General features: G+C 61.4%; 10 protein-coding genes. 8 read left to right on the top strand and 2 right to left on the bottom strand.

Annotation, left to right across the window (positions count from 1 at the left end; translation table 11 throughout):
- Positions 1-46: 46 nt before the first annotated feature.
- Positions 47-757: a tellurite resistance TerB family protein gene (locus ACWNZ1_RS20015; RefSeq protein WP_135843875.1), complete on the bottom strand. Its 711-nt coding sequence runs from the start codon at positions 755-757 to the stop codon at positions 47-49.
- 175 nt (positions 758-932) lie between these two features.
- On the opposite strand from ACWNZ1_RS20015, the gene ACWNZ1_RS20010 reads away from it, so the two are divergent.
- The 7 genes from ACWNZ1_RS20010 to ACWNZ1_RS19980 all read left to right on the top strand — a co-directional run bounded on the left by ACWNZ1_RS20010 (position 933) and on the right by ACWNZ1_RS19980 (position 9190).
- Complete coding sequence (locus ACWNZ1_RS20010) at positions 933-1847, top strand: LysR family transcriptional regulator (protein WP_135843874.1); 915 nt, start codon at positions 933-935, stop codon at positions 1845-1847.
- 155 nt (positions 1848-2002) lie between these two features.
- Positions 2003-3460 carry a gamma-aminobutyraldehyde dehydrogenase gene (locus ACWNZ1_RS20005; protein WP_256452225.1) on the top strand — a complete coding sequence of 486 codons (1458 nt, stop codon included), beginning with the start codon at positions 2003-2005 and terminating at the stop codon, positions 3458-3460.
- A gap of 90 nt (positions 3461-3550) precedes the next feature.
- On the top strand, positions 3551-4702 hold the full coding sequence (gene ydcS, locus ACWNZ1_RS20000) for a putative ABC transporter substrate-binding protein YdcS (RefSeq protein WP_256452224.1): 1152 nt from the start codon (positions 3551-3553) through the stop codon (positions 4700-4702).
- Between the two features lie 193 nt (positions 4703-4895).
- Complete coding sequence (locus ACWNZ1_RS19995; protein WP_135843871.1) at positions 4896-5933, top strand: ABC transporter ATP-binding protein; 1038 nt, start codon at positions 4896-4898, stop codon at positions 5931-5933.
- A 1-nt stretch (position 5934) separates the two neighbouring features.
- Complete coding sequence (locus tag ACWNZ1_RS19990; protein ID WP_135843870.1) at positions 5935-6882, top strand: ABC transporter permease; 948 nt, start codon at positions 5935-5937, stop codon at positions 6880-6882.
- Positions 6872-7681: an ABC transporter permease gene (locus ACWNZ1_RS19985; protein WP_116831540.1), complete on the top strand. Its 810-nt coding sequence runs from the start codon at positions 6872-6874 to the stop codon at positions 7679-7681. The genes ACWNZ1_RS19990 and ACWNZ1_RS19985 overlap by 11 nt, the downstream gene beginning before the upstream one ends.
- Before the next feature lie 84 nt (positions 7682-7765).
- Complete coding sequence (locus tag ACWNZ1_RS19980; RefSeq protein WP_135843869.1) at positions 7766-9190, top strand: gamma-aminobutyraldehyde dehydrogenase; 1425 nt, start codon at positions 7766-7768, stop codon at positions 9188-9190.
- Positions 9191-9404: 214 nt separating this feature from the next.
- Here the strand turns inward: ACWNZ1_RS19980 and ACWNZ1_RS19975 are convergent, their stop codons facing one another.
- On the bottom strand, positions 9405-9590 hold the full coding sequence (locus tag ACWNZ1_RS19975; protein WP_135843868.1) for a hypothetical protein: 186 nt from the start codon (positions 9588-9590) through the stop codon (positions 9405-9407).
- Between the two features lie 362 nt (positions 9591-9952).
- On the opposite strand from ACWNZ1_RS19975, the gene ACWNZ1_RS19970 reads away from it, so the two are divergent.
- Positions 9953-11581, top strand: a complete 1629-nt coding sequence (locus ACWNZ1_RS19970) for a glucan biosynthesis protein D (RefSeq protein WP_456027819.1) — start codon at positions 9953-9955, stop codon at positions 11579-11581.
- Positions 11582-11672: the final 91 nt, after the last annotated feature.

Genomic DNA, 11672 nt, shown 5'->3' with positions numbered 1-11672 from the left:
CATCGCGAGCAAGCTCGCTCCCACAGGGAATAATGTTGGGACTGTTCTATACAGCAGCCTGCCGAACCTGCTTCTCCAGCTCCACCTTCAACCCCGGTTCCAGCTTGAGTTGTCGCGCCAGTTCATCGAGGTAGGATTTTTCCATGAAATTTTCTTCGTCCACCAGCATCACGCTGGCGATGTACATCTCCGCGGCCATTTCCGGGGTGCTGGCGGCGCGGGCGACGTCGGTGGGGTCCAGGGGTTTGTTGAGTTCAGCGTGCAGCCAGTGCTGCAGTTCCTGGTCATTGTCCAGCTTGGTGAATTCGCCCTCGATCAACTGACGCTCACGCTCGTCCACATGGCCATCGGCCTTGGCCGCTGCCACCAAGGCCGTGAGGATCGCCTGGCTGTGTTGCTCGACCTGCGCCGCAGGAACGCGGTCCAGGGTCTGCGGTTCGGTTTTCGGCGCAGTGCCCTGCTGGGCCTGCCAGTTGCCATAGGCTTTGTAGGCGATCACGCCCAGGGCGGCCAAACCCCCATAGGCCAGGGCCTTGCCGCCGAAGTTACGGGCTTTCTTGTTGCCCAGTAGCAGGCCCATGGCCCCGGCGGCCAAGGCCCCGCCACCCGCGCCGGAAAGCATGCCGCCCAGGCCACCGGAGCCGCCGAGCAAACCGCCCAAACCACCGGACGACTTGCCTTGGGCACCGCCAGCCTTGTTCTGCAACATCTCCTGACCGGACTTGAGTAGCTGATCGAGCAATCCACGGGTGTTCATTTGCGACCTCCACACATTCGGGTTAACCGGATCATTAAGGCCACCAGCCTAGAACGAAAGTGCCCGGTGCCCCCGGCGAGATTGCTTCGAGATGTTGCCTAGGCTTTAAGCCACCATGAAAAAAAACGATATACACTCCAGGACATCGATAAAACCGTCCACCGGGTATTCGTCCATGATGACCCTGCGTCAGATCCGCCATTTCATCGCCGTGGCCGAAACCGGCTCGATCTCCGCTGCCGCGCAAACCGCCTTCATTTCCCAGTCCACCCTGACCCTGGCTATCCAGCAGTTGGAACAGGAAATCGGCGTCAGCCTGTTCAACCGTCACGCCAAAGGCATGACCCTGACTCACCAGGGGCATCAATTCCTGCGCCAGGCCCATGTGATCCTGGCCACGGTCGATAACGCCAAGCGTAGCCTGCAACACAGCACCGACCAGGTGGCTGGCCACGTCACCATCGGGGTGACCAGCCTGGTCGCCGGTTATTACCTGGCAGATCTGCTGACCCGCTTCCAGCGCGCCTACCCCAATGTGGACATTCGCGTGATGGAGGATGAACGGCCGTACATCGAGCACCTGCTGGTCAGCGGTGAAATCGATGTCGGGGTGCTGATCCTGTCCAACCTCGAAGACCGCCACGCCTTGCAGACCGAAGTACTGACGCATTCGCCGTACCGTTTGTGGCTACCGGCGCAGCATCCGCTGCTCGAACACGACAGCATCAACCTGGCCGACGTGGCTCGCGAGCCGTTGATCCAGCTCAACGTCGATGAGATGGATCGCAACGCCCAGCGCCTGTGGCGTGGCGCCGGCCTGCAACCGAAGATCAGCCTGCGCACCGCCTCGACCGAAGCGGTGCGCAGCCTGGTGGCGGCCGGCTTGGGGGTGTCGATTCAGCCCGACATGACCTACCGCCCCTGGTCGCTGGAAGGCGACATCATCGAGGCGCGCCCGATTGCCGACCTCAACCAGACCCTTGACGTCGGCCTGGCCTGGCGCCGAGGCACCGCTCGGCCAGCCATGGTCGATCCATTCCTGACCGTCGCCCGGGAAATTCCCCATGGCGGACGCAAGCCATCTATTTAATCGAATGCAGCCTTGAATATTTAGAATTTGTTGTCCTCGGATCTGAGCACTAATCTGACTGCGCCACCCCTTTCTGTGGGAACCCAGTTTGTTCGTCTCCCACAGGTACTGTTTTTAACTGACAGCAGTAGTCACCCTTAAAAGAGAAATCGGACATGGCTGGCACGCAAACCCCGTTATGCACCGCCTTGCTGATCGACGGGGAACTGGTTCCCGGTGACGGCATTGTCGAGCCGATCCTCAACCCGGCCACCGGCGAAGTCCTGGCGCACATTGCCGAAGCCGGCACCGAGCAAGTCGAAGCGGCGATCCTGGCGGCCCATCGCGCCTTCGCCGGCTGGTCGCGCACCACGCCGCAACAACGCTCGAACCTGCTGCTGGAGATTGCCAGCACCATCGAAAAAAACGCCGACTACCTGGCCCGCCTCGAATCCCTGAACTGCGGCAAGCCGCTGCATCTGGCGCGGCAGGATGACTTGAGCGCCACGGTGGACGTGTTCCGTTTCTTCGCCGGGGCTGTGCGCTGCCAGACCGGCCAGCTCAGTGGCGAATACTTGCCTGGCTACACCAGCATGGTGCGCCGCGACCCGATTGGCGTGGTGGCGTCCATTGCGCCGTGGAATTACCCGATCATGATGGCCGCCTGGAAGATCGCCCCGGCCCTGGCCGCCGGCAATACCTTGGTGTTCAAGCCGTCAGAACACACGCCGCTGTCGATTCTGGCCCTGGCGCCAACACTGGCCGAGATCCTGCCGCGAGGCGTGATCAACATCATCTGCGGGGGCGGTGAAGGGGTCGGCAGCCATCTGGTCAGCCATCCCAAAGTGCGTATGGTTTCGCTGACCGGCGATATCGTCACCGGGCAGAAAATCCTCCAGGCGGCGGCGAAAACCCTCAAGCGCACGCACCTGGAACTGGGGGGCAAGGCGCCGGTGATCGTGTGCGACGACGCCGACCTCCAGGCGGTGGTCGAAGGCGTGCGCACTTACGGTTACTACAACGCCGGGCAGGATTGCACCGCAGCGTGCCGAATCTACGCCCAGGGCGGGATTCACGACCGGCTGGTGGCCGAACTCGGCGCCGCGGTCAGCAGCCTGCGCTTTGCCGGCAAGCGCGATGCCGATAATGAAATCGGCCCGCTGATCAGCACCCGCCAGCGCGACCGCGTCGCCAGTTTCGTCGAACGCGCCCTCGGCCAACCGCACATCGAACGCATTACCGGCGCGGCGGTGCATTCCGGCGCGGGCTTCTATTACCAGCCCACGCTGCTGGCCGGCTGCAAGCAGAGCGATGAAATCGTCCAGCGCGAGGTATTCGGCCCGGTGGTCACCGTGACCCGCTTTGATGAACTCATCCAGGCGGTGGACTGGGCCAACGATTCCGAGTACGGCCTGGCTTCCTCGGTGTGGACCCAGAACCTGGACAAGGCGATGCAGGTGGCGGCGCGGCTGCAATACGGCTGCACCTGGATCAACAGCCACTTCATGCTGGTCAGCGAAATGCCCCACGGCGGCCTGAAACGCTCGGGCTATGGGAAAGATCTGTCCAGTGATTCGCTTCAGGACTACAGCGTGGTGCGCCACATCATGGCCCGCCACGGCCAGCATCTGTAGATAACAGCACTACTCTAATAACAGGCCTTCAATGGCGCTTCACCCCGTTGAAACACTGCCCCGACCATAATTAAAGCAAGAGGGATTTCCATGTACGCGCACAAGACCGTATTGCTCAGCGCAATCACCACGGCGCTGCTGACCAGTGTCAGCCTCCAGGCCGCCGAACCGCTCAAGGCCATTGGTGCTGGCGAAGGCCAATTGGATATCGTTGCCTGGCCGGGTTACATCGAACGCGGTGAAAGCGACAAGGCCTACGACTGGGTGACCGGTTTCGAGAAGGAAACCGGCTGCAAGGTCAATGTGAAAACCGCCGCGACGTCTGACGAAATGGTCAGCCTGATGACCAAGGGCGGCTACGACCTGGTCACCGCCTCGGGCGACGCCTCGCTGCGGCTGATTGCCGGCAAGCGGGTGCAGCCGATCAACACCGCGCTGATCAGCAATTGGAAAAACCTCGACCCGCGCCTCAAGGATGCACCGTGGTACGTGGTCAACCAGCAGACCTACGGCACCCCGTATCAGTGGGGCCCGAACGTGCTGATGTACAACACCGAGGTGTTCAAGCAGGCGCCGACCAGTTGGGGTGTGCTGTTCAACGCCCAGAACCTGCCCGATGGCAAGTCGAACAAAGGCCGCGTGCAAGCCTACGATGGCCCGATCTACATCGCCGACGCGGCGTTGTACCTCAAGACCGCCAAGCCTGAGCTGGGCATCAAGGACCCGTATCAACTCGACGAGGCGCAGTACAAGGCCGTGCTGGAATTGCTGCGGGTCCAGCAACCGTTGATCCACCGCTACTGGCACGACACCACCGTGCAGATGAGCGATTTCAAGAACGAAGGCGTGGTGGCGTCCGGCGCCTGGCCGTATCAGGTCAACGGCCTGATGAACGAGAAGCAACCGATCGCCTCGACCATTCCGAAAGAAGGCGCCACCGGTTGGGCCGACACCACGATGCTGCACGCCGAGGCCAAGCACCCCAACTGCGCGTACAAATGGATGGACTGGTCGCTGCAGCCAAAAGTCCAGGGTGACGTGGCCGCGTGGTTCGGTTCGTTGCCGGCGGTTCCGGCGGCGTGCCAGGGCAGCGAGCTGCTCGGTGCCGAAGGCTGCAAGACCAACGGCTTCGACCAGTTCGACAAGATCGCCTTCTGGAAAACCCCACAGGCCGAGGGCGGCAAGTTCGTGCCGTACAGCCGCTGGACCCAGGACTACATTGCGATCATGGGTGGGCGCTAAGCCCTTCAGTCGGCTCAGGAAACGTAGCTGAACACCGCTCTTGTGTGGGAGCAAGGCTTGCCCGCGATGAAGATGACGCGGTCTCTCGGGGAACCGAGGCGCCTGTATCGCGAGCAAGCTTTGCTCCCACAGATCCGATGTCCGGCCCCCACCAACAATCCAATAGAAGTCGCGCTTTTTGGAGCCCCGCACCATGACACTTGCAGTCCAATTCACCCAGGTATCCCGTCAGTTTGGCGAAGTGAAGGCCGTTGACCGGGTTTCCATCGACATCCAGGACGGCGAGTTCTTTTCGATGCTGGGCCCTTCCGGCTCGGGCAAGACCACCTGCCTGCGACTGATCGCCGGGTTCGAACAACCCAGTGCCGGCTCGATTCGCATCCACGGCGAGGAAGCCGCCGGGCTGCCTCCCTATCAGCGGGACGTGAACACGGTGTTCCAGGATTACGCGCTGTTCCCGCACATGAACGTGCGCGACAACGTCGCCTACGGTTTGAAAGTCAAAGGCGTCGCCAAGGCCGAGCGCATCCAGCGCGCCGACGAAGCACTGGAGATGGTTGCCCTCGGCGGCTACGGCGAGCGCAAGCCAGTGCAGCTCTCCGGTGGCCAGCGCCAACGCGTGGCCCTGGCCCGCGCCTTGGTCAATCGCCCGCGAGTGTTGCTGCTGGATGAGCCCTTGGGTGCCCTCGACCTGAAGCTGCGTGAACAGATGCAAGGCGAGTTGAAGAAACTGCAACGCCAGTTGGGCATCACCTTCATTTTCGTCACCCATGACCAGACCGAAGCGCTGTCGATGTCCGACCGCGTGGCGGTGTTCAACAAAGGCCGCATCGAACAGGTCGATACGCCGCGCAACCTGTACATGAAACCTTCGACCACCTTCGTCGCGGAGTTCGTCGGCACCTCCAACGTGATTCGTGGCGAGCTGGCCCAACAACTGAGCGGTTATCCACAGCCGTTCTCGATCCGCCCGGAACACGTGCGTTTCGCCGAAGGTCCGTTGGCCGGCCATGAGATCGAAGTCCACGGCCTGCTTCACGACATCCAGTATCAAGGCAGCGCCACGCGCTACGAGTTGAAACTGGAAAACGGCCAGACCCTGAACCTCAGCCAGGCCAATACCCAGTGGATCGACACCGGTGCCCAGCACCAGACCGGCCAGCGCATCAGCGTGCGCTGGGCCCGCGAGGCGATGATCGCGCTGCATGACACCATCAGCGCCGAGGTGTGAGATGAACACCCTCGCCGCCACTCAAACGCCTGCGTCCGGCTCGCCGTTGCGGCGCTTTTCCAACCTGCTGTACCGAAGGCCAAACCTGTACCTGTCGATGCTGCTGGTGCCGCCGCTGATCTGGTTCGGCGCGATCTACCTGGGCTCGCTGCTGACTCTGCTGTGGCAAGGTTTCTACACCTTCGACGACTTCACCATGGCGGTCACGCCGGACCTGACCCTGGCGAATTTCACGGCGCTGTTCCAGCCCTCGAACTTCGACATCATTTTGCGCACCTTGAGCATGGCCATTGTGGTCTCCATCGCCAGCGCCATCGTCGCGTTCCCGATTGCCTATTACATGGCGCGCTACACCAGCGGCAAGACCAAGGCATTTTTCTACATCGCGGTGATGCTGCCGATGTGGGCCAGCTATATCGTCAAGGCCTATGCCTGGACACTGCTGCTGGCCAAGGGCGGCGTGGCGCAATGGTTCGTCCAGCACCTGGGGCTGGGCCCGGTATTGCAATTCGTGCTGGGTATTCCCGGAGTGGGCGGCAGCACGTTGTCCACCTCCCACCTGGGCCGCTTCCTGGTGTTCGTCTACATCTGGCTGCCGTTCATGATCCTGCCGATCCAGGCGTCCCTGGAGCGGCTGCCGCCGTCCCTGCTGCAAGCCTCGGCAGACCTGGGGGCCAGGCCACGCCAGACGTTCATGCAGGTGATTCTGCCGCTGTCGATCCCAGGCATCGCCGCTGGCTCGATCTTCACGTTTTCACTGACCCTGGGGGATTTCATCGTGCCCCAACTGGTAGGCCCGCCGGGGTACTTCGTCGGCAGCATGGTCTACGCCCAGCAAGGGGCCATCGGCAACATGCCCATGGCGGCGGCATTCACGCTGGTGCCCATCGTGCTGATCGCCATCTACCTGTCTATCGTCAAGCGCCTGGGGGCTTTCGATGCACTCTGAAAAATCATCCTGGGGCCTGAAGATCGCCGCTTGGGGCGGGCTGGTGTTTCTGCACTTCCCGATCCTGATCATCTTCCTCTACGCCTTCAACACCGAGGATGCGGCATTCAGCTTTCCTCCCAAGGGCCTGACCCTGAAGTGGTTCAGCGTCGCCTTCGCGCGCCCGGATGTGCTGGAGGCGATCAAGCTGTCGCTGCAGATCGCGGCCATCGCCACACTGATCGCCATGGTGCTCGGCACGTTGGCCTCAGCGGCGCTGTACCGGCGCGACTTCTTCGGCAAGCAGGGCATTTCGCTGATGCTGATCCTGCCGATTGCCCTGCCGGGGATCATCACCGGCATTGCCCTGCTGGCCACCTTCAAGACCCTCGGGATCGAGCCGGGGATGTTCACCATCATCGTCGGTCACGCGACTTTCTGCGTGGTGATCGTCTACAACAACGTCATCGCCCGCCTGCGCCGCACCTCCCACAGCCTGATCGAGGCGTCGATGGACCTGGGTGCCGACGGTTGGCAGACCTTTCGCTACATCATCCTGCCCAATCTCGGCTCGGCACTGCTGGCTGGCGGGATGCTGGCGTTTGCGCTGTCGTTCGACGAAATCATCGTCACCACCTTCACCGCCGGCCACGAACGTACCCTGCCACTGTGGCTGCTCAACCAACTCAGCCGCCCCCGCGACGTGCCGGTGACCAACGTGGTGGCGATGCTGGTGATGATCGTGACGATGCTGCCGATACTGGGCGCTTATTACCTGACACGGGGTGGTGAGAGCGTGGCGGGGAGTGGTGGGAAATAAATGTCACTGTGAACCGGATCCCTTGTGGGAGCGGGCTTGCTCGCTCCCACCCAGATCAAGAGCAAGAATCAAGAGGACATGGACATGCAAACCAAACTGCTGATCAACGGCCATCTGGTGAACGGCGAAGGCCCCGGCCAAGCCGTGTTCAACCCCGCACTGGGCCGGGTGCTGGTGGAAATCAATGAAGCCAGCGAGGCCCAGGTCGATGCCGCCGTGCGTGCGGCCGACAGTGCCTTCGAAAGCTGGTCCCAGGTCTCGCCCAAAGACCGCTCCCTGCTGTTGCTCAAACTGGCCGATGCCATCGAAGCCCACGGCGAAGAACTGGCAAAGCTGGAGTCGGACAATTGCGGCAAACCCTTGAGCGCCGCGCTGAACGACGAGATCCCGGCGATTGCCGACGTGTTCCGCTTCTTTGCCGGCGCCAGCCGCTGCATGAACGGCTCGGCGGGTGGCGAATACCTGCCGGGGCACACCTCGATGATCCGCCGCGACCCGGTGGGTGTGATCGCCTCCATCGCACCGTGGAACTACCCATTGATGATGGTCGCCTGGAAAATCGCCCCGGCCCTGGCCGCCGGTAATACCGTGGTGCTCAAGCCGTCGGAACAGACCCCTCTGACAGCGTTGCGCCTGGCCGAACTGGCGTCGGACATTTTCCCTGCGGGTGTGCTCAACGTGGTGTTCGGCCGTGGGCAAACTGTCGGCCAGCCGCTGGTGACCCATCCGAAAGTGCGCATGGTGTCGCTGACCGGGTCCATTGCCACCGGTTCGAACATCATTTCCAGCACCGCCGACAGCGTCAAGCGCACGCACATGGAACTGGGCGGCAAGGCCCCGGTGCTCATTTTCGACGACGCTGACATCGACGCGGCGGTGGAAGGCATCCGCACCTTCGGTTTCTACAACGCCGGCCAGGACTGCACCGCCGCGTGCCGCATCTATGCCCAGCAAGGCATCTACGAGCAGTTTGTCGAAAAGCTCGGCGCCGCAGTGAGCAGCATCATGTATGGCCTGCAAACGGCGCCAGACACCGAGATGGGGCCGCTGATCACCGCCCAGCACCGTGACCGCGTGGCTGGGTTCGTCGAACGGGCCATCGCCCAGCCGCATATCCGCCTGATCACCGGTGGCAAGGCGGTGGAGGGCAACGGGTTCTTCTTCGAACCAACGGTATTGGCCGACGCCCAGCAGGACGATGAAATCGTCCGTCGGGAAGTTTTCGGCCCGGTGGTATCCGTCACCCCCTTCGTCGACGAAGCGCAGGTACTGGCCTGGGCCAACGATTCGGACTATGGCCTGGCCTCATCGGTGTGGACTGCCGACATCGGCCGCGCCCATCGCCTGGCGGCACGCCTGCAATACGGCTGCACCTGGGTCAACACCCACTTCATGCTCGTCAGCGAAATGCCCCATGGCGGTCAGAAACGTTCCGGCTATGGCAAGGACATGTCCATGTATGGGCTGGAGGACTACACCGTGGTGCGGCATGTGATGTTCAAGCATTGAAGCCAAGACAACGTTAGCAACACACGCTCGCGCTCGCGCTCGCCCTGCCTGCGCGCTGCCAAGGTTTTCGTCGACGGGTGCACGCTCGCCGGTTGACGGAAATCCTGGCAGGACCTAACGCGCCTACAACGTATACACCTTGGAGATTAGCCATGGCCTCGCCCGTTTTGTCCTTTCGTGTGGAAGAAGGCCTGGCCATCATCACCGTGCTTGATCAGAATCTGGAAACACTGCGCATCGCATCCACCAGGTAGCGCATAGCGATCCGGTCGTTTTCCGACAGTTCCCGATAGCGCTCCACCAGCCTTAACTCTTCCAGGCTGAGCCGGCGCGTCCTGCGCGGGTTGATCAGGCCTGGAAAGATCCCCAGCATTTCGGTAATGCCCTGTATTTTTGTCATGAACGTTGTCCTTCTGTACGTCGAATGGCCTGATAGCGCCGTCTGCATCGCGGATCGAACCGTCTATCCAGCTAAAGAATAGGGAGGATTCATAGCGTGAAAAGGGAGTTTTAGAGTAATTAGTCAAAAAAAGCCGAAATCCTGATAAAAAAAGAAATATCTGTAAGAAAATTTAACTAAGCCGCGCTTTCCTTTCTCTATATGCCCGCATATCCCCTATGATTTTGCCCCTTGGTGAACCGATCCAGCTCTCAGGCATCTGTTCTAACGTCTGTTGCGTTTGGCCAAAGGCATGTCCGAACTCCTTCATCAATCCTTGCGGCCAGGAACGGCTCGGGATTTTTTCGAGAAAGGTTGTATTTATGCACCGCAGGAATTTGCTCAAGGCTTCCATGGCCTTCGCCGCGTACACCGGGCTATCGGCCTCCGGACTCATGGCCGCACGCGCCTGGGCTGCTGATCAGACTGCCGACGGCGAAGCCCGTCCCTTCGATTTCAACGGTTTGAAGGATCAGGCCAAGCGGCTGGCCGAGAGCCGCTACGTCGACACCAAGCAAGTCCTGCCAGAAACCCTGGCCCTGATGTCGCCGCTGCAGTTCAATGCCATCCAGTACGACGCCAACCACTCCCTGTGGAATAACCTGGAAGGGCGCCAACTGGATGCACAGTTCTTCCATGTCGGCATGGGCTTCAAGCAGCCGGTGCGCATGTACAGCGTCGACCCGAAGACGCGCATGGCCCGTGAAGTGCACTTCCGTCCGGAACTGTTCAACTACGAGAAAACCACGGTCAACACCTCACAACTGAAGGGTGACCTGGGCTTCGCCGGCTTTCGCGTCTTCAAGGCGCCGGAGCTGGACCGTCACGACATCCTTTCGTTTCTGGGGGCCAGCTATTTCCGCGCCGTGGATGCCAGCGGCCAGTACGGGCTGTCGGCCCGCGGCTTGGCCATCGACACCTACGCCAAGAAGCGTGAGGAATTCCCGGACTTCACCAAGTTCTGGTTCGAAACCCCGGAAAAGAACAGCACCCGCTTCGTGGTCTACGCCCTGCTCGACTCCCCCAGCGCCACGGGTGCCTATCGGTTTGACATCGATTGCCAGCCGACCCGGGTCGTGATGGAGGTCGACGCACACATCAATGCCCGTACCGCCATCGAACAACTGGGCATCGCCCCCATGACCAGTATGTTCAGCTGCGGCACTGTCGAGCGGCGCATGTGCGACACCATTCATCCGCAGATCCACGATTCCGACCGCCTGGCCATGTGGCGCGGCAACGGCGAATGGGTCTGCCGCCCACTGAACAACCCCGCCACCCTGCAATTCAATGCCTTCGTCGACAAGAACCCGAAAGGTTTCGGCCTGGTGCAGACCGACCATGACTTTGCCAGCTACCAGGACACCGTGGACTGGTACAGCAAGCGTCCAAGCCTGTGGGTCGAGCCTACAACGGCCTGGGGTGAAGGCTCTGTCGATCTGCTGGAAATTCCTACGACCGGCGAAACCCTGGATAACATCGTCGCGTTCTGGACACCGAAAAAACCGGTGGCTGCCGGCGACTCGCTGAACTATGGCTACAAGCTTTACTGGAGCGCCCTGCCCCCGGTGAGCACCGACCTGGCGCACGTCGACGCGACCCGTTCAGGCATGGGCGGCTTCATTGAAGGTTGGGCACCGGGCGAGCATTACCCGACCGTCTGGGCGCGGCGCTTTGCCGTGGACTTCAGCGGCGGCGGCCTCGACCAGTTGCCGCCAGGCACCGGCATCGAACCGGTGGTCACCTGTTCCCACGGCGAGGTGAAGGACTTCAACGTACTGGTGCTGGATGCAATCAAGGGTTACCGCATCACCTTCGACTGGTACCCGACCGACGACCGCGTGGACCCGGTGGAAATGCGCCTGTTCCTGCGCAGCAAGGACCGGACCTTGAGCGAGACCTGGTTGTATCAGTACTTCCCGCCGGCGCCGGATAAGCGTAAGTATCACTGATAGTGATTCGGCGCCTGGGCTGGCCCCATCGCGAGCTTGCTCGCGATGAGGCCGCTACAGCCACCGAATAATCCAGCCCGATAAACAAAAG

The sequence above is a fragment of the Pseudomonas sp. CFBP 5748 genome (assembly GCF_053850495.1).
The sequence above is the reverse complement of the archived record's forward strand: the minus strand, read 5'-3'. Positions and strand labels throughout refer to the sequence as shown.